A 19347-nucleotide genomic window follows, 5' to 3' on the forward strand; every position below is an offset into this window, starting at 1 on the left:
AACATGGTTTATATAGTCGTTTTATTATCGGTAATTTTCCTGGGACTGGCGGGTTTGGTCGTCTCACGGATGGCCGCCGTTGTTAAGAACGCAGCCGGGCCAGTTGAAGAAGAGCGGATTGGTATGAGTAATCGCATCAATGGCGCAATGATGCTCGTTTTCCTTGTTCTTGGATTATTGGGCGCGGTTTGGTCTTACTTGCACGCATCACAGTACTTCTTACCAGAAGCATCGTCACCCCACGGACGTCGGACGGATTTTCTGTTTTGGCTTTCGATGGGCATTATTACTGCGGCCTTCTTTATCACTAACGCGCTGCTGTTTATCTTTTCATGGCGTTACCAGTATAAAGCAGGTCGAAAAGCTGCTTACTATCCGGAGAACCACAAGTTAGAACTCATCTGGACGGTTATTCCGGCTGTGGTAATGGCTGTGTTGGTGTTCACTGGTTGGCGTGCATGGCGGGACATTATGTCAGAAGCTCCGGCAGATGCGCAGGTGTTTGAGATTGTTGGCAAGCAGTTTAACTGGATTGTGCGTTATCCGGGAGTTGATGACAACAAGCTTGGTGCTTACAACTATAAGTTGATTGATAATAACAATGACAACGGGATTGACTACACGGATGAAGCTTCTTTTGATGATTTTACGTCTACAACGGAACTTCATATTCCAGTAAACAAGCCTATCCTGTTGAAGATTCGTGCACGTGATGTGTTGCACAGTGTGTTTATTCCTCACATGCGGGTGAAGATGGATGCTGTTCCCGGTATGCCAACGCGATTCTGGTTTGTTGCCGATAAGACGACCGACGAAATGCGTAACATGACAGGTAATCCTGATTTTGGATACGAGATTGCTTGTACGGAAGTATGCGGACGGGGCCACTTTTCAATGCGTATTCGATTGATTGTGGAGGATGAAGCATCGTGGCAGGCGTGGTGTAAGGAGCAGAAGCCTTTGCTGTCATCTACACCGGAATTGGCTGCACGTATTCCAGCAAACCTGAAAGCCAAAGCAGCTAAGTATTTGCCCGCAGACGAAACGGCAGCTTCTGCCGACAGTGCAACGGCTTTAAACGCACGGGGAGGCATTTCACTGACTCGGGCTTCTATTCGATAACTTCTAATAACAACTACCAAATACTATGGCGACTTCAGTAGCTAACCCGGCAATTGATGTTCATGCCGTTGAGCATGACCACCACGAGCCGCAGAGTTTTTGGCGTAAATACATTTTCTCGGAAGATCATAAGACCATTGCAAAACAATACCTGATATCAGGTATTTTCTGGTCGATCATCGGGATTAGTATGTCTGTGATTTTCCGTCTTCAGTTGGGTTTCCCAGCAATGAAAATGGACTGGCTGCGTCCCGTTCTGGGTGGCTGGATTGACGATGCCGGCAAGTTGGATCCGGATTTTTATCTGGCACTGATTACCATGCACGGTACTATCATGGTATTTTTTGTACTGACGGCTGGGTTGAGTGGCACGTTCTCTAACTTTCTGATTCCTCTTCAGGTTGGTGCACGTGACATGGCTTCAGGATTTTTGAACATGTTATCATACTGGTTCTTCTTTTTAGCCAGTGTTATCATGTTGTGGTCGTTATTTATCGAAACAGGACCAGCAGCAGGTGGTTGGGTTGTTTATCCGCCCTTAAGCGCATTGCCACAGGCACATAAAGGTTCTGAATTGGGTATGACGTTATGGTTAGTTAGTATGGCCCTGTTTATTGTGTCACAATTGCTGGGTGGTATTAACTATATTACAACGGTGATTAACTTGCGGACGCGGGGTATGTCGTTCAGCAAATTGCCGTTGACTATATGGGCATTTTTTCTGACGGCAGTATTAGGTCTGATTTCATTCCCCGTGTTGCTGTCGGCTGCATTGCTGCTGATTTTCGACCGCAGTTTTGGTACAAGCTTCTACCTATCAGAGATTTACATCAACGGAGAAGCTTTGCCGAATGTGGGTGGTAGTCCGATTCTTTTCCAGCACTTGTTCTGGTTTTTAGGACACCCGGAGGTATACATCGTACTACTACCGGCTCTGGGTATGACTTCGGAGATTATTGCTACGAACTCCCGTAAGCCTATTTTTGGCTACCGTGCTATGATCGCGTCCATGATGGGTATTGCGTTTCTTGCCTTTATCGTGTGGGCGCACCATATGTTTGTGACTGGTATGAACCCATTCTTAGGTTCGATCTTTATGTTTCTTACGCTTATTATCGCTGTTCCTTCGGCTGTAAAAGCGTTTAACTACATCACAACCTTGTGGCGTGGTAACATCCGGTTTACTCCGGCTATGTTATTCTCAATCGGTTTAGTGTCGTTCTTTATTTCAGGTGGCCTAACAGGTTTGATTCTGGGTAACTCGGCTCTTGATATTCAATTGCACGACACTTACTTCGTAGTAGCACACTTCCACCTTGTAATGGGTGCTGCTTCGGCTTTTGGTCTACTGGCGGGTGTTTATCACTGGTTCCCGAAAATGTTCGGTCGTATGATGAACGAAAAATTGGGATACATCCACTTCTGGCTCACGTTTATCGGTATTTATTTAGTATTCTTCCCGATGCATTACGTAGGCATTGCTGGCTTCCCTCGCCGTTATTACGCTTTCACAAGCTATGACTTCACGAAGAATATCTTCGCAGATATGAATAGCTTCATCAGTCTGGCGGCTATCTTCACATTTACGGCACAGTGGATTTTTGTCTGGAACTTTGTGTATAGCATATTCAAAGGCAAAAAAGCTCCTCAAAATCCCTGGAAGTCGAATACGCTGGAGTGGACGACACCCATCAATCCAGGTCATGGTAACTGGCCGGGCGAGATTCCTGCCGTGTACCGTTGGCCGTATGATTATAGTAAGCCTGGTGCTAAGGATGACTTCATTCCGCAAAACGTACCTTACTCGCAAACTCCAGAATCAAATCTTCCGCATGAGAACGAGTTGATTGTCATGGAGAAAGAAATCGAGGCTCAGAACTTTAATGACCAGTTCAAGCAACCTCATTAATCATACAGAACGCCGATTCCAGAGCTTGTTGTCGCTGACGATTGTAGTTATCTTCCTGCTGATTCTGGCAGGTGGAATCGTCAGGGGAACAGGCTCTGGGATGGGGTGTCCTGACTGGCCTAAATGCTTTGGGCAATGGATTCCGCCCACGGAGGTGTCTCAATTGCCACCAAATTACCAGCAGATATACGGTGCAAAGCTTAAGGGCGAAGTGGAATTCAATGCCGTAAAAACCTGGATTGAATACGTTAACCGGTTATTAGGTGTTCTTTCCGGGTTACTCGTCTTCGCTACAGTAGTCTCTTCCTTCTCTTTTTTACGCAAAGACAAAGCTATTTTCTGGGGCAGTGTAGCTGCGCTTCTCTTAATTGGAGCGAACGGATGGCTGGGTTCGCGCGTGGTGGCAACAGAACTGGCCCATTACATGATCACGTTGCACCTGCTGCTGGCAATACTCGTAGTTTTCTCTTTGCTATTTGTTTACGTTCGTGTCAGTAGCCCGCAACGAGATATTCTGACACCAAAAAAAATACTAGTTAGCCGTTCGTTCAATAAGCTGTTGCTTGTAACTATGCTACTGTCTTTTGGACAGATATTGCTGGGTACACAGGTTCGGGAAGCGTTGGATGAAGTTGTTGGGCGGTTAGGATACGAGCAGCGTGCAAACTGGGTTGATTCGCTGGATTGGCGATTCTATGTGCATCGCTCTTTCTCATTGATCATCCTGGCCTTTCATATAGCTGTAATAGTACGACTTCGAAAAGCATTACATTCTGTATGGCTGACTCAAATCGCTAACGCGCTTATTTGGTTAGTGGTCGCTGAGATAGCTACAGGAGCTATAATGGGATATTTTGGCGTACCAGCATTCGCGCAACCTATTCACTTGCTGTTAGCTGTTGTTATGATTGGCTTTCAATTTATGGCCTGGCTCATTGTAAATCCAAGTTTAAGTTTGTCGAAGGAGGCAAGTCGTAAAGCACACTTACTGGAGATTTAAGATGGAGAAAGTTATTGCCTTACGCATGGTAAATGCGAAAGTAAAGGCTTATGTAGAGCTACTAAAACTTAAACTAACACTGGCCGTTGTCTTCTCTGGCGTGTTTGGTTATTGTTTGGCGGCTGACCATATTGATTGGTTAAAAGTGGCGGTTCTGGTTATAGCTTCAATAGCGATGACGGGAGCGGCTAATATTATTAACCAGATTATCGAGAAGGAGTCTGACAAAGTCATGAAGCGCACGGCGACGCGACCTCTGCCTACCGGGCGGTTATCTGTGGCGGAGGCTGCTACGTTTGCGTTTGTCTTGTTCAGTATCGCCTGTTTCCTGTACGTTGAAGTATTCAATCTACGAGCCGCAGCGTTGGCCGTTTTGTCACTGCTGCTGTATGGGTTTGTTTACACACCGTTGAAGCGTAAAGGGCAAGTTGCGGTGTACGTAGGCGCATTGCCAGGCGCGTTCCCGCCGATGATTGGCTGGGTAGCTGCTACCAATCATTTTGGCTGGGAACCGGGTATATTGTTTGCCATTCAGTTTTTCTGGCAATTCCCGCATTTCTGGGCTATCGGCTGGCTGGCGTTCGACGAGTACAAAAAAGCAGGCATTCAAATGATGCCAGGAAGTGGAAAAAACACTGAAACTGCGTTTCGGATCATGATTTACACCCTTTTCCTGGTTCCTGTTGGTTGGTTGCCTTATATGCTTGGTATGACGGGTATTCATTCGGCATTAGTCGCTATGATTGGCGGAATCTTGTTCCTTGCCCAAACGTTTCACTTAATGAGAACCTGCACTGATAAAGCAGCTCTGCAAATGATGTTCGGATCATTGCTGTATCTGCCAGTTGTGCAAATTGTTTATCTGTTAGACAAAGTTTAAGGAACCATGAGTGAGCTGGTAAAAGATATTTCGATTATTGAGGAGCCTGAAGAAACGCTCTCGATGAATCCCCGCAAGTTTATCCTGTGGTTATTTATCGTGAGTATCATCATGCTGTTTGCTGCTATGACCAGTGCCTATCTGGTTCGGCGTGCTGAAGGAAACTGGCTGGAATATAGTATTCCACCTGTGTTCTCGTATAGTTCAGTTGTATTAGTACTTAGTAGTCTGACGATACACTGGGCTTACTTAGCTGCAAAAAAAGACAACTTTGGCAGTCTGAAAATAGCAATAACTGTTACTTTTGCACTCGGTATTGCCTTCCTGTACATGCAGTTTCAGGGTTGGGTGGCCTTAGTCGATCAGAAGGTTTTTTTTGTGGGTAATCCAGCAGGCTCGTTTATGTACATTTTCACCGGTCTGCACGGGTTTCACTTAATTTCCGGCCTGATTGTTCTGGTGTTCGCCTTAGTTGCTGCATTTCGCTTGAAGATCCATGCCAAAAGCTTAAATCAGCTTGAAATAGCCGCCACCTATTGGCATTTTCTGGATGTACTTTGGCTGTATCTGTTTTTCTTTTTAGTGTATTTTCATTGATAATCGTTTAGACGCATGGCGGCTACTGCAACGACCGAGGCTGTGACAAATGACTCGGAACAACTATTCGACAAAAAGACCTGGATGGGTGGCGTAGAGCCGATGAAAGTGAGTTACGGAAAACTTATGATGTGGTTTTTCTTAATCTCAGATACTTTCACGTTCTCAGCTCTGCTTGTTACGTACGGTCTGATTCGCTACAGTTACCCGGCCTGGGATCCGGCTATTCATGGGCAGGAGTTTGCATTCTCAAACCTCTACTGGCCCGTACCCGACCATGTGTTTGATGCCCTGCCGTTTTTACACGGTGTACACGCTCCTCTGATCTTCGTGGGTATCATGACGTTCATTCTCATTTTCAGTAGTGTGACGATGGTGCTTGCCGTTGAAGCAGGCCACCGCATGGACCGCGCTGATGTGGAGAAGTATATGCTTTGGACAATTCTGGGCGGATTCACCTTTTTGGGTAGTCAGGCGTGGGAATGGTCACACTTTATTCATGGCACAGAAACGGGCACAGTCATCAGCGAAATCGTGAACGGACAAACAATCCAGCGAACAATTTTCGGTGCTAACTTAGTGGAGAACCAATATGGCCCACCAGCGTTTGCTGACCTCTTTTTCTTCATTACAGGTTTCCATGGTACGCACGTATTTAGCGGTGTTGTGCTCAATATCCTGATTTTCTATCGGGCCGCTACGGGTCTGTATGACCGGCGTGGTCATTACGAAATGGTGGAGAAAGTGGGTCTTTATTGGCACTTCGTTGATCTGGTCTGGGTATTTGTGTTCACCTTCTTTTACCTTGTCTAAGCTACACTATTATCATGGCAGATAACACACATCACCACAGCGGCCACAATACAAACGAAATCCCGGCAGCGAATACGGGGAAAATCTGGCGTACATTCTGGATTCTGGCCGGAATTACGGCGATTGAATTTACATTGGCCTACGTCATGAAGGCTGGTGGTTTCAGAACCTCGCTGTTCGTTATCATGACCCTTGTAAAAGCGTTTTACATTGTTGGCGAGTTCATGCACCTGAAGCACGAAGTGAAAAGCCTGATCTGGGCTATCGTTGTGCCGATCATCTTTATCATATGGTTATTGTTGGCCCTGATGCTTGAAGGCGGGTCAATTTTCCAACTAAGATAAGTTATGAGTACTAAATTAAAAGCCGGGATCCTGCTTGCAACGCTGGTGGTCCCGGCTTTGCTATATCTATTCCTTCGGTTCGGCACGCAAAACCACTTTACGTTACCCCGCTACCTGCCTAAAATCGATTCGGCAAAAGGTGAACCATTAATGGGTAAGGTTGTAATGCCCGATGGCAGTGAGAAGATTGATACAATTTACAACCGGATTCCACCTTTCAAGCTGATTGACCAGAACAGTGATACCGTTGGTCAGTCGCTGGTAGAGGGTAAAATATATGTAGCCAGTTTCTTCTTTACGCGTTGCGGGACTATCTGTCCTAAAATCTCTTCGCAGCTTACGCGGGTACAAAGTATTTTCCAGAAAAATCCCGATATTCTATTCCTTTCACATACAGTTGATCCTGAACATGACCGGCCCGAACAACTAATGGCGTATGCAAAACGCTATGAGGCCATTCCCGGAAAGTGGTATTTCCTGACCGGAACCAAGACCGACATTTACGAACTCGCCATGCACGGCTACTTCCTGCCCGTTGTCGATGCCGGTCTGAAAGAGGGTAAACCCGACGAAACTTTTATCCATAGCGAAAAGTTGGTATTAGTAGATAAAGACGGCATTGTACGCGGTTTTTATGACGGTACCGACAAGAAAGACGTTGACCGGTTGGTGCTCGAAATCAGAGTTTTGCTGGACATCTACAGCAAAGTCTGAAACTGTTCTGAGTCGCAAAAAAGCTTCGCTCGCTACGTAAATCAGGGAAGTATTGTATGGAAACGCTGCAACCTATTCAGGAACGCAAGGCAAATCGCATTATTAACATTTTGTCGATTGTTATTCCAGTAGCCGTAGCAATCTTGCTGGGTATTCGGCAAAAGGCGGATTTAGGTTATTGGACAACTTATCTGCCTCATATCAACGCTGTTATCAATTCCATCACGAGTCTGCTGCTGGTTTTAGGGCTATATTTCATACGGCAGGGAAATGTGCTGGCGCATAAACGCACGATGTTAACAGCCTTTGCGCTCGGTTCCGTGTTTCTGGTGAGTTATGTTCTTTATCACCTAACTAACGAATCGACGCCGTTTGGCGGACAGGGCTGGATTCGCCCGGTGTACTATTTCCTGCTTGTGTCGCACATTGTGTTGTCGATTGTTGTTGTATGGTTTGTATTACGGGCAGTTTATTTTGCGCTGACCAGTCAGATCGCAAAACACAAACAAACAGTGAAGTGGGCATATCCCATTTGGTTGTATGTAAGCATAACGGGTGTGATTGTGTATTTTCTGATTGCCCCGTACTACACTCATTAAATCAAATAAAGCGATGAGAAATGGTAAGGTGTGGTTAATATTGGTTGCATTGCTGTTGGTATCTGCATCCGATCTGCTGGCGCAATGTGCTATGTGCCGGGGTACGGTTGAAAGTACGGTTAGCAATGGCCGGAGCATTATAGCCTCGGAACTGAACTTTGGTATTCTTTATTTATTGATTGTTCCGTACCTGATTGTTGCCACCATCGGTTACCTCTGGTATCGCAACAGTAAACGTGAACATGAAAGACGTCTCGAAATTACAGGCCGTGTTCGGCGGGCTTTGTCCCAAATGTAGACAGGGTAAAATTTTTTGTAAGCCTTTCTACTCCCCGCGCGGCTTCGACGATATGCACGAACATTGTCCGCACTGCGGGTTGCGTTACGAAGTAGAACCCGGTTATTTCATTGGGGCGATGTATGTCAGTTACGCCATTTCGGGTGGGGTTGCGCTTGTGCTGGGATTCCTGCTTTTTTATGTCTTCAATGACCCTGAAGGCTGGATTTACGCAGCCATTATTGCACCAGCAATGATAGTGATTGCGCCGGTAAACTTTCGCATGTCGCGCGTTATTTGGCTACACTACGTGGCTGGCATTAAATACCAGCCGGGACTGTAAAAGCGGTTCTAACACAAAGACACGGAGAACATAGAGAGAAATCTTTGTGAACTCCGTGTTTTTGTGTTTAAAAAAATTATATCTACGCAACCTTGTCTGCTTTTCGTGCATCTTGCCGTTGAACCTAAACGTATATGCTGCGAATTATACCATTCTTCACGACTGAAAACCAGCTTGTAGCCGCGTTGAAGCGGGGCGAAAGCAGGGCGCATAAAGTCGTGTATGAGCGGTTTGCGGGGAAGATGCTGGCGGTTTGCACACGATACTGCGCTAACCGGTCCGACGCGGAAGAGGTGATGCTCGATGGCTTCATGCGCGTGTTTGAAAAAATTGGACAGTTTCGTGAAGATGGCAGCTTTGAAGGCTGGATTCGGCGGATTATGGTGACGGAATCGCTGATGTTTTTACGCAAAAACCGGCAGTGGCGGCAAGAAATACCGTTAGATAACGTAACGGCTGAACCCGATTATGCCTGGGCCGATACGGCCATAAACGAAAATGATTTGCTGCGAATTGTGGGCCAACTGCCCGATGGTTATCGGACGGTTTTTAATCTCTACGCCATTGAAGGCTATTCACACGCTGAAATTGCCGAAATGCTTGGCATCAACGAAGGAACCTCGAAATCACAGTTGAGCCGCGCCCGCACAATGCTGCAAAGTTTAGTAAAGAAAACCGAACAGGAACAATATGAGCGAAAACACTGGAAAACCGCCAATTGACGACCTTTTTGCCCGCAAATTGGGTAAGATGTCGTTGCCGCCCAGTCCTGATGGATTTGAGCGGCTACAGGCGCGTATGGGGCAACGGCAAGCCGAACCCCGGCTCGTTGTCTGGCGCAACCCTACAGTGCAGCGTGCATTGGCACTTGCCGCCTGCCTGCTACTGGTATGTCTGTTCGGCTGGCTATACCTGCGCTCCGACAATGGCAAACGTTCCGGCGAAGCGCAGGTAGCCACGAATCGAAACATAGAAAAACCAGGTGAAAGCACAACGGGCGAGCCACAAACGGCCACGTCGCCATCGTCTGGAACCGAACTCGAACCTACGGAGGTAACGAGCAATCAACTTGCCGATGCACGGTTGGCCGAAACACAGCGGCTACCACGTCAAAGCAGTAGCACTGCGCAAAATGAGGGTCGGGCGGGGTCGATAAGTGAACTGGAAAAAATTCAGCCCCAACCGGGTCAGAAACTACCAGTTGAACAACCCGTTGAAAAATCGATACTGGCCCAGCAACAGCCAGTTTCGACGGATGAAAAAACTCAGTTTGTGCCGAACAAAACCGAAATGCAGACAGAAGCCGTGGCCGTTGCACCCCCGAAAGTGGCTCCAGCCGAACGCGTGTTGGTTGTAACGATTGCTGAACCAGCAACGTTGACAGCAGCGCGTCAGGTCGCTGAAAAAGCTACGGAAAAAGCTGTAGAGAAAGCCGTTGTGGCATCGGTAGAGAAGTCAGAAAAAGAACCCAAAGCAAATGGTTTCTGGCAGCAGGTACAACGGGTAAAAAAAGGCGAAATTTTTGCCAGTCGTCATGCAACTGACGATGAACTGGGCTTGCTGGGCCGTGCCTACAGTGGGCTAAAATCGAATTTTGATAAAGAAAAACCTGCTAAACAATGAACGGTTTTCGTCGTATAGCCGCCGTTGGAATCGGCCTCGTATGCATCGCAATGGCCGCGCAAGCGAACCCAGCCGATTCGCTTGTCATTCGATTTGCCAATAAAACCCGGATGGTAATCTACGCACCCGATAAGGCAGGTATTCAAGCCCTGTCGAATTATGATCTCAACAAGATTGTGCGCGAAATGAGTATGCAACTCGACTCGGTGCCGGGCGGCAAAACGGCAATTTCACGCGATGGCGACAACTACCTGCGCGATACGGTGCTGGTAATGACAAAAAATAAAGATGGCGTGCGTATCGTCGTGAAAAGCTCATCAGACTCAACCCACTCCGATACGGTGCAGGTGAAACAGGAATATAAGCGCGAATCGAAACGCCGGAGCATCGGCTCATGGTCACGGAGTATCGATTTCCAGATCGGTTTCAACACGTGGTTGAATTCACCAAATGCACCGCTCTGCGTAGCCTGCCAGACAGACCCAACTGCAAATCGCCCTGATTTAAGCCCGCTGGGGTCGCGCTATTTTGCCGTTGCCTTTAGTCAGCGTCCTACTCTTATCAATGGCAAACGGGCGAAACTAAGCTTGTATTTTGCGGCTGAAGCGTCGTGGAATAACTTCATGTTTCAGGAAGACGTTCGGGTCGAGAAGGGCATCAATTACACGCAGTTTGTGCCGTTCCCCGAACCGTTGCGGAGAAGCAAGCTAACGACTTTCGCGGCCCAGCTACCCGTAGTACCCCGCGTGAGTTTTTATAATGCAGCCGGTCGGCGGGTGTTCCACATTGGCGTGGGCGGCTTCATTGGTTATCGGCTCGACAGCTACTCGAAAATCCGGCGGGCCGATGGCGGTCGTGACAGGCGGCACAGCAATTTTTACCTGAACGACCTGCGCTACGGCTTAGTGATGCATCTGGGCATTCTCCGTACCAATCTGTTTGCCAAATACGATCTGAACCCGATTTTCCAAACACAACGCGGCCCCGACGTGCGGGCATTAAGTTTCGGTATTACGTTCTGATGCTATCAAAAACGGTTTCAATTATTGGATGCGGCTGGTTGGGCCTGCCTATCGCCGAGCAGCTTTTGCACGAAGGCTATACAGTTAGAGGAAGTGCTACGTCTGTTGAAAAGATAGCTGTGTTGCGGCAAAAAGGTATCGACGCGCACCTGTTGACACTTTCGCCCGAACCTGTAGGTAATTTGTCGACTTTGCTGCAAGCGAAGACGTTGCTGATAAACATTCCACCCAAAGCCGGGAAGATGGGCAGTGCGTTTCATCCGCAGCAGATACAACAGATCGTAACAGCGGTGCGGCATTCGCCCATACAGCATGTTATCTACGTCAGTTCAACGTCAATATATCCTGAACAAAACCGGATTGTGACCGAGTCAGACGTGACCGCTCCACCACTGTCTGCTGCGCCTGCCCTCGTCGAAGCTGAGCAACTCGTTCAATCGCTCGAATCTACCTGCACAATAACCATTCTGCGTTGTGGTGGACTAATGGGGTATGACCGTATTCCCGGCAAGTACGTGGCTGGCCGGACGGTGGACAGCGGAGCCGTACCGGTCAATTATCTACATCGCGACGATGCCGTTCGTATCGTAAATAGCTTTGTTGCAGTGCCGAAATCGGGCACATACAACGTTGTTGCGCCCGAACACCCTACACGCGAGGCCGTTTACCGAAAAAGCTGTGCCGATTTTGGCTATGAGTTACCCACGTTCGTTATGCCAGTCGAGCCAGTATCGTACAAAATTATTAGCTCTCAAAAACTGATTCAGGCAATCAGCTATGAGTTTATGTACCCGAACCCGCTGGACTTTTTCTACGAGCTACCCGCGCAGCAACGCCCGTAGTCGATTGCCCGAAAAACCGTCCGTAGAGGTTGGGCGCGGGGTAGCCGACGTAGCGCGGTTCAAGGCGGCTAAGAACATAAAATACCCTTGCGCATGCCAGGCTCTGAAACGCTCGCTAACCGTGTAATCATGCGTGGGGAGATAGGCCAGCAATTGGTCGAGATCAAATTTCTGGGCCGCAATGCCAACGCCTGCTCGCTGCCCGTCGATGGCATTGCAAGACTGCTCGAAGTGATTCGGTTGCGGAATCATCAGCGCGGGCTTGCCCAAATAAGCCGCTTCACAAACCGACTCGAATCCTGCTGTAGTCACAATGGCCCGACAACGTGCCATGAACTCCAGAAACCGCTTACCGTCGATGGCATGATAGGTCAACGTATCGTCTACGCGCTCATCGGGGCCGGATGCGGCTGCGTGGAAGGCGTCAATTTTAATGCCGGGATGTTGCTGATGCGCTTTCAGTAGTTCGGTTTTTAAGCCCGGTTGTGTTACGTAAGCCAGTAGCGAATCGCCGGGGGAGGGCTGTAGCTGCGTTATTTCCTGCCGAAGCAGGGGCGGCACTACACGCACCCGGTTGCGGGGTTCGTCGGGTTGTTTGTCGAACGAGAGAGCCAGCAATTCACGCGCCCCGAAACAGGTAAGCAACGTATTGATTCTAAACGCCTGTCGGTAAAGCCATTGCCCTTTGGGCCGCTGGAAATTAGAATGAAATGCGAAATACTGATGCGCAATGCAGATCATCGGCACCGACGGACGCAGGAGTGCGTAGGTCAGCCCACCAAGCATTTCGTAGAAATTCACGACCACGTCGGGCCGTTCGGTTTCAATAATCTCGTGAACCAATTTCAGACTTCGCCAAAACGGGCGGCTATAGCGAATGGCCTGTACCGTTGTTTTAAACGGCTCAAGTTCGTTGGTTCCGGCGTTGTATACTAAGCCAGGACTAAATACGGGGGTGATGGGTGCCGTAAACGTATTGCTGAAAAAAGCCGGAACGCTTCGATGCTCGGTTACACCCACTAATGCACCAATAACCTGATGCCCCGCTGTTTGCAGCATCTGCGCCAGCGATAATGCCTGTGTTAAATGACCACGGCCTTCGCCCTGTACTAAAAATAAAACACGCATGTCTGAGTACTAATTGATTCTGAACGGTTTTCAGCATGTCGGGCTTAAACCATCCCGGTGGTCAGTTCAATCTGTGCCTGTTGACGCGCTTTCTTGGCCGCTTTTTTTACCAGTGCTTTCTCCTCATCGTCTTCGGCGAGGTCTGACGTATAATAAAGCAGGCTCCAGTTACCGTCATGGTCTTCAACTAAAGCACTGAGCGATTCGACCCAGTCGCCGGAATTCATGTAGATGATGCCATCGAAATTGTGGATGGCCGGTTGGTGAATATGGCCGCAAATGACCCCGTCGCAATTGCGCGCACGGGCCAGTTCGGTCAACTTCTGCTCATAGTCAGAGATATAACTAACCGCCTGTTTAATGCGCCCTTTAATCTGTTGCGAAAGCGAATAATAGGGTAGGCCGCGCCATGTGCGATACTGATTATAAAACTTATTGACCCACAGCAGAAACGTGTAGCCCAGGTCGCCCAGGTAGGCCAGCCACTTGAGTTGTGATGTAATAGAGTCGAAGACGTCGCCGTGGGTGATGTAAAACTTTTTATCGTTCGACACCAGCGTATAGTCTTTACGAATCGAAAAGTTTTTGCCCACTTTCAGAGGCATTACCTGATCCAGAAAATCGTCGTGATTGCCGCGCAGGTAAACAACTTTGGTATCGTAGTGAACGATTTGCTTTAAAACTGTTTTAAAGAAAGCAGTGTGTTTTTTCTTCCAGGTGCCGTACTGTTTCAACTGCCAGCCGTCGATGATGTCGCCGTTGAGAATTAATTTTTGGCAGGAGTAATTTTGCAGAAACTCAGTAGCCTCCTTTGCTTTCGACCCGGCAGTACCGAGGTGAATATCAGAGAGTACAATCGTGCGGAACTGTGTACTTGATTTCATGAACGAATTTACTATTCAGATATGAAGTACGATTTACCCGATTGTTACCAAATTGGTAAAAATATAGCTGCGTGAAACATTTTTTTCACATAAACTTAATAGAGGGTTCAATTTTTTACGAAGAACTCTACACAGTGAACGTCAATGGAAAATCCGGTGCTTATTTTCGGCGCGGGCAGTTTAGGCTTAACGGCCTTAGATCTGTTTCAGCGCAATAACGTGGTTGTGTATGGCCTGCTCGATGATAACAAAGAGCTGCATGGTCGCGAGTTTGGCGATATTTCCGTACTCGGCGACACGGACGACGATGGTTTCCTGAAACTAATCGGCCAAAAATGTGAAGCCTTTGTTGCTATTGGCGACGGGCGTGTGCGCAAACGATTAGTGAAAATGCTGAACGAACGGCGTAAAATACAGCCTGTCAACGCTATTCACGACACAGCTATCGTATCAGTTACCGCCAGCATTGGTCACGGTAATTTAATAGCCGCCCGCGCTGTGGTCAATCCGTTTGCTGAAATCGGGCAACACTGCCTTGTACAGTCGGGAGCCGTTATCGAAAGTCAGGCAAAACTGGGCGATTACGTCCATATTGGTACGGGAGCGTTAATCAATAGTGGCGTAACAATAGAAGAAGGAGCGTTCATTGGCGCAGGCGCAACGATTGTGGCGGGTGTAAGCATCGGCAAAAACGCCCGCATCGGAGCCGGCTCCGTAGTAGTCGAAAACATAGAAGCCGGGATAACGGTATTCGGCAACCCGGCGCGGAAATTGTAACGTAGAGACGCAAGATGTTGCGTCTCTTTATGCGTCAGCAAATACCATCCGGTTACGAGACGCAACATCTTGCGTCTCTACGTGTTATTCCACATACAATACCTCATTTGCCAGAAAATCCTGGTAGGTGTGTTCAATACCATCTTTGAGATCGGTGGTGTGTTTCCAGCCCATTGCGTGTAGCCGCGACACGTCCATTAATTTACGCGGGGTGCCATCGGGTTTTTCGGTATTCCAGCGGAGTTCGCCGTCAAAACCGACGGTAGCCTTCACAATTTCGGCCAGTTCTTTAATGGTCACGTCTTCGCCTGTACCGATGTTTACAAACAGTTCGCCGTTGTAGTGTTGCATCAGGTAGAAGCAGGCATCGGCCAGATCGTCGGCGTGCAAAAACTCGCGCCGGGGCGAGCCGGTTCCCCATACCTCAACTGTAGGCTGATCGTTCACTTTCGCTTCGTGGAACTTCCGAATCAGGGCAGGCAGCACGTGCGAACCGTTGAGGTCATAATTATCGTTAGGGCCATACAAGTTCGTTGGCATGGCCGAGATGAAGTTGCAGCCATACTGACTCCGATAGGCTTCGCACAACTTGATACCCGTTATTTTAGCAATGGCATACGGCTCATTGGTAGCTTCAAGATAGCCACTCAGCAGGTACTCTTCTTTGAGCGGTTGCGGGGCCATCTTCGGATAAATGCACGATGAACCGAGAAACAGCAACTTCTTCACGCCTGTTTCATAGGCGCTGTGAATGATGTTTGACTCGATCATCAGGTTATCGTACAAAAATTCGGCACGATAGGTGTTGTTAGCCAGAATGCCACCTACTTTGGCTGCCGCCAGAAACACGTACTCAGGCCGTTCGTCGGCGAAGAAAGCGGCTACGGCTGCCTGATTGCGGAGGTCAAGTTCAGAAGAGGTGCGGAGCAGGAGATTTTCGTAGCCTTCAGCCTGAAGTTTACGAACAAGAGCCGAACCCACCATGCCCCGGTGTCCGGCTACGTAGATACGAGCGTGTTTTTCCACAGTAATAGTTTTGTCCGACAGTTGGAGCCGGTCGCGGATGAGTCACAAAATAATGTGCTGTTGCACAACGTTGCAAAGCTAACAAACTAATCGGAGCAATCGTTTGCCGAATGTATGTTTGATACCAAAGTTAATATATCGACGCTTACAGTTTTACTATATGCTGGTTTTGTGTCTTTCGCTGATGCACAGACAACGGCTCCGGCATCGCTGACAACAGCCAGTAAACCTGTGTTGGCCCCGTCGGGCGCGGCTCCGTCGCCCCTGTCGTCGTTTTCATCGGTCTCCGAGTCGATGAAGACGCTGGGCGTACCAACAAAAGAATCATTGAAGGAACAGAAAGATGGCTACGTTTCGTCGTTGAACGGGCAGAAAGATGCCTATGTGTCGAGTATTGTTCCGGCAGATTTGGGGTTGAAGATAAAGCAGTTAAAGAAGCAGAAAGCGGATAAAAAAGCGAAATCGAAACTGCTGCGAACCGAATACGAAGGGCTGTCGATGGTAAAAGCCTACACCAAATTTGGCAGTGGCGACCGCACCATTATCGAAGAATTTTACGTACTGCGCGACAACGACGCAGTTAAGCCCTTGCCTTACATACGCGAAGTGATGCGCTACTACCAACGGTCGGGCCGGGTGTCGAGTTCTATTATCCGCGATGAAGGCACAGGGCTATTGCTCCACGGGCCATACAAACGCTATCAAAACGGCGAACTGATCGAAGAAGGGTTTTACTACGGTGGCATGAAAGATGGTCGCTGGGAAAAATACGACGCCAATTTCATGCTTTTAGACAAAACGCGCTGGCACCGGGGCGTTCCTGCCGAATCGAGACTGACCTATTATGACTCCACGCACCGGAAAATCAAGGAAATTGTTCCCGTCGATTACGGTAAAGTTCGTGGCACCTACATGGCTTTTTATGAAAATGGCAACTTAGCTGAAGAAGGCAAATACGACAACGGCGTGAAGGTTGGCCGCTGGACCGAGTACCACCCAGCCACGCCCAACGGTCGGCGGTTGCGCAAGAAGTTAACGCAACATGCTTCCTCGCAATGGGACACCGACTTCGAGCCGTTTGTGCTGACTGAGTGGGACGAAAAAGGCAAAGTCATCTTCGAGCGCAGTAAGGAAAAAGTGGTGCAGGAAGACGAGACGGAGAATTGATACATGGGGAATTATACAACAGAAAACTATGAAAGCATTAATTGGAGTTGTAATCATCACTTGCCTGCTAAGCGTAAGTAGTAAGGCTCAATCGGCGACTCCTGCAAAGCTTCATTTTCTTAATGTAATAAATGGATTGAGTAAACCCGAAATAAAGACAGCAAACGAGATGAAAAAGCCAATACTGCTTAAATCACGTACTTGGGTTACTATACAGACAGCAGGCGATAGCCTGGGTTTGATTTTAAATGGTAAGCCTTACTCTATCCGCTTTGAACCTAATAAAGAATACTATTTCGTTCTTCAGGCAAATTACACAGGGTGGGTGATTACTGAAAAGTCGGAGCGAGAGTTCATTCTAACGGCTGCCGTTAATTCCGCAAAAGGGCCTGAAATATATGTGCTAAGTAGTGTTACAGATTGACTCATTTTAATGTTGAAGCTGTTTAGGCTTTCTTTTTTCGGTTGATTCTTCTTAAAAACAACACTACAAAGGCCAGCCAGTGGAACGAAAGCCAATTCTCAATATTCGTTTCGTAACGGACCAGCAACGTTTTGAAGCTGTCCAGCCAAGCGTTCGCCTGCTCAATAACGGTGCGCCGTTTATAAAGTTCTTCGTCAAAATAGGTCCACTCAGTCAATGGGCCACCTGCCGAGCGGGGATTAGCCGCAAGGTTCGCCTGAATATCCCGTTGCTCACAAGCCAGCCGTAAGGTATGGGCATCAAACCCGCTATCCGCATTGAGAAACAGCCCTTTAAGACTAATCTGAACCGATTCCAGCAGGAGGCATAGTTCCTCAAAAAGTTTGTCAATCTCAAAGAGGTCATGATGGTTGCCCGCCTGTGGAGTGGCGCAAGCCAATGGTACGCCCGCATTATCAGCCACAAACAAACTGGTTGTCGTCTTAGCCGCTTTACGGCCCTGATAGCCAACAGCTTGCCCGCCGTTTTTAACCCGGGTGTGGCTACCGTCAAGTTGAATGCTCGACAAATCCAGAAATCGCTTGTTGAGCCGCAAGACGTTCAACCAAACTCGTTTCCAGCCGGGCCGCCGGAGCGGAGCCATCCTTACGCCACTCATTAAAGTGATAGTAAACGCCTTGCCAGGTCAGTTTCTCCCCATCAAAAAACTGCTTTACAGGCAGTTGGCGCCACTGGCAGCCCGTTTTGAGTTTGTAGATGATGGCCTCGATCAAGGCTATCGGGTCTACTTTGATGTCTTTCCCTCGCTGGCCCAGACTCAGGTGGGGCAGTATCCAGGTTTCAATCGTAACTTTGTCCAAGACTTCCATGAAGAGCAAGAATTTGTGTTTCGCACCTCAAATTTCGCACTTCTTCGGAAGTCTTTTTCATTATCCTAAACAGCTTCGTTGATTACAGACTATGTCTACGATCAACACTACTTGAACACTCCCTCCGGGTCGGGCATTTTGGCTAACAACTCGTTCAGGTAGCTCAGGTCAAGCCCCGACAGGTCAATAGCGCGGGCTTTGTGAAAATACGACCAGGCTTTGGCGTAGTCGGCTTTCAGATAATTCAACAGTGATAACTTCTGGTAGGGCGTGGCATGGGCCGGATTCAGCACAACGGCTCGTTGCAGATGCTGGTCGGCTTCGGCCAATACGTCTGGGTCGGCTTTTTCCTGATAATACTTTAGTTGCACCGTTGCCAGGTCGGTCATCAGCGTGGCGTTGCTATCGGCTACGGTCAGCCCGCGTTTCAACATCCGAATAGCGTCGGGCAGGCGATCTTTCTGATAGCTGACCACGCCCAGACCCCAGTAAGCATCGGGATTGCGGTCGTTAAGCAGCCACGCCAGATTGAAGCGGTAGGCAGCCGTATCCAACTGCCCGTCCATCACATAATCCCAGCCCCGGTTGGCAAAAAATTCGCTCGCTTCGGTTCGGCTGGCAAAATTGCGGTCACAATCATTCAGAAAATGAATTTCGGCATCGATCTGAGCGGCTGTTTTTGAGCGTTCACCAAAAAGTGGGAGCGTATTTGGGTCGCCAGTGGTTTCGGCTACTGCGTTAGTCTGAGCGGTAGCAGGAGCAGCTTCAGCCGTAGTTCCCGGCTGTGGCACGGACACGGTTGTTGTATGGCTCACTGTGCGGGCCGTTGACGGGCGTGCCGAGGTAATAAGCTGTTTTGGCTGCGCTAACGACAGAAAAGGCATGGCAACCAAACTCAACTGTACCAGATTCATCCGAACGTTCATACTCGCTAACACTGGGGCATTGTTTCGGTAAAACGAAAGGGGAAACCAAGTTAGTACATCT

The 19347-nt window shown here is 48.4% G+C and carries 24 protein-coding genes; 18 read left to right on the forward strand and 6 right to left on the reverse strand.

Annotation, left to right across the window (positions count from 1 at the left end; all coding sequences use genetic code 11):
• Positions 1-3 precede the first annotated feature (3 nt).
• The 15 genes from AWR27_RS24185 to AWR27_RS24255 all read left to right on the forward strand — a co-directional run bounded on the left by AWR27_RS24185 (position 4) and on the right by AWR27_RS24255 (position 12085).
• Positions 4-1122 (forward strand): cytochrome c oxidase subunit II, encoded by a 1119-nt coding sequence (locus tag AWR27_RS24185; RefSeq protein ID WP_077133558.1) that lies wholly within the window; start codon positions 4-6, stop codon positions 1120-1122.
• Positions 1123-1147: 25 nt separating this feature from the next.
• Positions 1148-3031 (forward strand): cytochrome c oxidase subunit I, encoded by a 1884-nt coding sequence (locus AWR27_RS24190; RefSeq protein ID WP_077133559.1) that lies wholly within the window; start codon positions 1148-1150, stop codon positions 3029-3031.
• Positions 3006-4031, forward strand: a complete 1026-nt coding sequence (locus AWR27_RS24195) for a COX15/CtaA family protein (protein WP_077133560.1) — start codon at positions 3006-3008, stop codon at positions 4029-4031. The genes AWR27_RS24190 and AWR27_RS24195 overlap by 26 nt, the downstream gene beginning before the upstream one ends.
• 1 nt (position 4032) lies before the next feature.
• Positions 4033-4911: a heme o synthase gene (gene cyoE, locus AWR27_RS24200; protein WP_077133561.1), complete on the forward strand. Its 879-nt coding sequence runs from the start codon at positions 4033-4035 to the stop codon at positions 4909-4911.
• Positions 4912-4917: 6 nt separating this feature from the next.
• The gene (locus AWR27_RS24205) at positions 4918-5508 is read left to right on the forward strand and encodes a cytochrome c oxidase subunit 3 (RefSeq protein ID WP_077133562.1); all 591 of its coding nucleotides are present in this window, start codon (positions 4918-4920) and stop codon (positions 5506-5508) included.
• A 15-nt stretch (positions 5509-5523) separates the two neighbouring features.
• A complete protein-coding gene (locus AWR27_RS24210; RefSeq protein WP_077133563.1) occupies positions 5524-6321 on the forward strand; it encodes a cytochrome c oxidase subunit 3 in 798 nt (265 codons plus the stop codon).
• A 14-nt stretch (positions 6322-6335) separates the two neighbouring features.
• Positions 6336-6665 carry a cytochrome C oxidase subunit IV family protein gene (locus AWR27_RS24215; protein ID WP_077133564.1) on the forward strand — a complete coding sequence of 110 codons (330 nt, stop codon included), beginning with the start codon at positions 6336-6338 and terminating at the stop codon, positions 6663-6665.
• Positions 6666-6668: 3 nt separating this feature from the next.
• Positions 6669-7379, forward strand: coding sequence for an SCO family protein (locus AWR27_RS24220; protein ID WP_077133565.1), 711 nt, complete (start codon positions 6669-6671; stop codon positions 7377-7379).
• Positions 7380-7435: 56 nt separating this feature from the next.
• Positions 7436-7978, forward strand: coding sequence for a DUF420 domain-containing protein (locus AWR27_RS24225; RefSeq protein ID WP_077133566.1), 543 nt, complete (start codon positions 7436-7438; stop codon positions 7976-7978).
• Positions 7979-7991: 13 nt separating this feature from the next.
• Positions 7992-8276 carry a hypothetical protein gene (locus tag AWR27_RS26190; protein WP_077133567.1) on the forward strand — a complete coding sequence of 95 codons (285 nt, stop codon included), beginning with the start codon at positions 7992-7994 and terminating at the stop codon, positions 8274-8276.
• The gene (locus AWR27_RS24235; protein ID WP_077133568.1) at positions 8221-8598 is read left to right on the forward strand and encodes a DUF983 domain-containing protein; all 378 of its coding nucleotides are present in this window, start codon (positions 8221-8223) and stop codon (positions 8596-8598) included. The genes AWR27_RS26190 and AWR27_RS24235 overlap by 56 nt, the downstream gene beginning before the upstream one ends.
• A 134-nt stretch (positions 8599-8732) precedes the next feature.
• Positions 8733-9320: an RNA polymerase sigma factor gene (locus AWR27_RS24240; RefSeq protein WP_077133569.1), complete on the forward strand. Its 588-nt coding sequence runs from the start codon at positions 8733-8735 to the stop codon at positions 9318-9320.
• Complete coding sequence (locus tag AWR27_RS24245; protein WP_077133570.1) at positions 9289-10221, forward strand: hypothetical protein; 933 nt, start codon at positions 9289-9291, stop codon at positions 10219-10221. The genes AWR27_RS24240 and AWR27_RS24245 overlap by 32 nt, the downstream gene beginning before the upstream one ends.
• Complete coding sequence (locus AWR27_RS24250; RefSeq protein ID WP_077133571.1) at positions 10218-11243, forward strand: hypothetical protein; 1026 nt, start codon at positions 10218-10220, stop codon at positions 11241-11243. The genes AWR27_RS24245 and AWR27_RS24250 overlap by 4 nt, the downstream gene beginning before the upstream one ends.
• Complete coding sequence (locus AWR27_RS24255; RefSeq protein ID WP_077133572.1) at positions 11243-12085, forward strand: NAD(P)H-binding protein; 843 nt, start codon at positions 11243-11245, stop codon at positions 12083-12085. Before AWR27_RS24250 ends, AWR27_RS24255 begins: the two co-directional genes overlap by 1 nt.
• Here AWR27_RS24255 and AWR27_RS24260 read toward each other — a convergent pair.
• Positions 12062-13213, reverse strand: a complete 1152-nt coding sequence (locus AWR27_RS24260; protein WP_077133573.1) for a glycosyltransferase family protein — start codon at positions 13211-13213, stop codon at positions 12062-12064. The genes AWR27_RS24255 and AWR27_RS24260 overlap by 24 nt on opposite strands.
• Positions 13214-13257: 44 nt before the next feature.
• Positions 13258-14097: a UDP-2,3-diacylglucosamine diphosphatase gene (locus tag AWR27_RS24265; protein WP_077133574.1), complete on the reverse strand. Its 840-nt coding sequence runs from the start codon at positions 14095-14097 to the stop codon at positions 13258-13260.
• 144 nt (positions 14098-14241) lie between these two features.
• On the opposite strand from AWR27_RS24265, the gene AWR27_RS24270 reads away from it, so the two are divergent.
• Positions 14242-14874 (forward strand): acetyltransferase, encoded by a 633-nt coding sequence (locus AWR27_RS24270; RefSeq protein WP_077133575.1) that lies wholly within the window; start codon positions 14242-14244, stop codon positions 14872-14874.
• Between the two features lie 84 nt (positions 14875-14958).
• Here AWR27_RS24270 and fcl read toward each other — a convergent pair whose 3' ends face one another.
• Positions 14959-15900 carry a GDP-L-fucose synthase gene (fcl, locus tag AWR27_RS24275; RefSeq protein WP_077133576.1) on the reverse strand — a complete coding sequence of 314 codons (942 nt, stop codon included), beginning with the start codon at positions 15898-15900 and terminating at the stop codon, positions 14959-14961.
• Between the two features lie 171 nt (positions 15901-16071).
• On the opposite strand from fcl, the gene AWR27_RS24280 reads away from it, so the two are divergent.
• Positions 16072-17067: a toxin-antitoxin system YwqK family antitoxin gene (locus AWR27_RS24280; protein WP_232325919.1), complete on the forward strand. Its 996-nt coding sequence runs from the start codon at positions 16072-16074 to the stop codon at positions 17065-17067.
• Positions 17068-17095: 28 nt separating this feature from the next.
• On the forward strand, positions 17096-17491 hold the full coding sequence (locus AWR27_RS24285; RefSeq protein WP_077133577.1) for a hypothetical protein: 396 nt from the start codon (positions 17096-17098) through the stop codon (positions 17489-17491).
• Positions 17492-17513: 22 nt separating this feature from the next.
• Here AWR27_RS24285 and AWR27_RS25905 read toward each other — a convergent pair whose 3' ends face one another.
• The 3 genes from AWR27_RS25905 to AWR27_RS24295 all read right to left on the reverse strand — a co-directional run bounded on the left by AWR27_RS25905 (position 17514) and on the right by AWR27_RS24295 (position 19286).
• Positions 17514-18059 carry a transposase gene (locus AWR27_RS25905; protein ID WP_232325920.1) on the reverse strand — a complete coding sequence of 182 codons (546 nt, stop codon included), beginning with the start codon at positions 18057-18059 and terminating at the stop codon, positions 17514-17516.
• Positions 18040-18360, reverse strand: a complete 321-nt coding sequence (locus tag AWR27_RS25910; protein ID WP_232325921.1) for a transposase — start codon at positions 18358-18360, stop codon at positions 18040-18042. The genes AWR27_RS25905 and AWR27_RS25910 overlap by 20 nt, the downstream gene beginning before the upstream one ends.
• 107 nt (positions 18361-18467) lie before the next feature.
• Positions 18468-19286 (reverse strand): tetratricopeptide repeat protein, encoded by an 819-nt coding sequence (locus AWR27_RS24295; protein WP_077133578.1) that lies wholly within the window; start codon positions 19284-19286, stop codon positions 18468-18470.
• Between the last annotated feature and the right edge of the window lie 61 nt (positions 19287-19347).

The organism is Spirosoma montaniterrae (genome assembly GCF_001988955.1).
In the GTDB taxonomy this organism is placed as follows: Bacteria; Bacteroidota; Bacteroidia; order Cytophagales; family Spirosomataceae; genus Spirosoma; species Spirosoma montaniterrae.

What these genes read in the sequence shown, in the direction of transcription:
- AWR27_RS24185 (WP_077133558.1), top strand. Translation starts at nt 4, where the DNA reads ATGGTTTATATAGTCGTTTTATTATCGGTAATTTTCCTGGGACTGGCG.
- AWR27_RS24190 (WP_077133559.1), top strand. Translation starts at nt 1,148, where the DNA reads ATGGCGACTTCAGTAGCTAACCCGGCAATTGATGTTCATGCCGTTGAG.
- AWR27_RS24195 (WP_077133560.1), top strand. Translation starts at nt 3,006, where the DNA reads ATGACCAGTTCAAGCAACCTCATTAATCATACAGAACGCCGATTCCAG.
- cyoE (WP_077133561.1), top strand. Translation starts at nt 4,033, where the DNA reads ATGGAGAAAGTTATTGCCTTACGCATGGTAAATGCGAAAGTAAAGGCT.
- AWR27_RS24205 (WP_077133562.1), top strand. Translation starts at nt 4,918, where the DNA reads ATGAGTGAGCTGGTAAAAGATATTTCGATTATTGAGGAGCCTGAAGAA.
- AWR27_RS24210 (WP_077133563.1), top strand. Translation starts at nt 5,524, where the DNA reads ATGGCGGCTACTGCAACGACCGAGGCTGTGACAAATGACTCGGAACAA.
- AWR27_RS24215 (WP_077133564.1), top strand. Translation starts at nt 6,336, where the DNA reads ATGGCAGATAACACACATCACCACAGCGGCCACAATACAAACGAAATC.
- AWR27_RS24220 (WP_077133565.1), top strand. Translation starts at nt 6,669, where the DNA reads ATGAGTACTAAATTAAAAGCCGGGATCCTGCTTGCAACGCTGGTGGTC.
- AWR27_RS24225 (WP_077133566.1), top strand. Translation starts at nt 7,436, where the DNA reads ATGGAAACGCTGCAACCTATTCAGGAACGCAAGGCAAATCGCATTATT.
- AWR27_RS26190 (WP_077133567.1), top strand. Translation starts at nt 7,992, where the DNA reads ATGAGAAATGGTAAGGTGTGGTTAATATTGGTTGCATTGCTGTTGGTA.
- AWR27_RS24235 (WP_077133568.1), top strand. Translation starts at nt 8,221, where the DNA reads ATGAAAGACGTCTCGAAATTACAGGCCGTGTTCGGCGGGCTTTGTCCC.
- AWR27_RS24240 (WP_077133569.1), top strand. Translation starts at nt 8,733, where the DNA reads ATGCTGCGAATTATACCATTCTTCACGACTGAAAACCAGCTTGTAGCC.
- AWR27_RS24245 (WP_077133570.1), top strand. Translation starts at nt 9,289, where the DNA reads ATGAGCGAAAACACTGGAAAACCGCCAATTGACGACCTTTTTGCCCGC.
- AWR27_RS24250 (WP_077133571.1), top strand. Translation starts at nt 10,218, where the DNA reads ATGAACGGTTTTCGTCGTATAGCCGCCGTTGGAATCGGCCTCGTATGC.
- AWR27_RS24255 (WP_077133572.1), top strand. Translation starts at nt 11,243, where the DNA reads ATGCTATCAAAAACGGTTTCAATTATTGGATGCGGCTGGTTGGGCCTG.
- AWR27_RS24260 (WP_077133573.1), bottom strand. Translation starts at nt 13,213, where the DNA reads ATGCGTGTTTTATTTTTAGTACAGGGCGAAGGCCGTGGTCATTTAACA.
- AWR27_RS24265 (WP_077133574.1), bottom strand. Translation starts at nt 14,097, where the DNA reads ATGAAATCAAGTACACAGTTCCGCACGATTGTACTCTCTGATATTCAC.
- AWR27_RS24270 (WP_077133575.1), top strand. Translation starts at nt 14,242, where the DNA reads ATGGAAAATCCGGTGCTTATTTTCGGCGCGGGCAGTTTAGGCTTAACG.
- AWR27_RS24285 (WP_077133577.1), top strand. Translation starts at nt 17,096, where the DNA reads ATGAAAGCATTAATTGGAGTTGTAATCATCACTTGCCTGCTAAGCGTA.
- AWR27_RS25910 (WP_232325921.1), bottom strand. Translation starts at nt 18,360, where the DNA reads ATGGAAGTCTTGGACAAAGTTACGATTGAAACCTGGATACTGCCCCAC.
- AWR27_RS24295 (WP_077133578.1), bottom strand. Translation starts at nt 19,286, where the DNA reads ATGAACGTTCGGATGAATCTGGTACAGTTGAGTTTGGTTGCCATGCCT.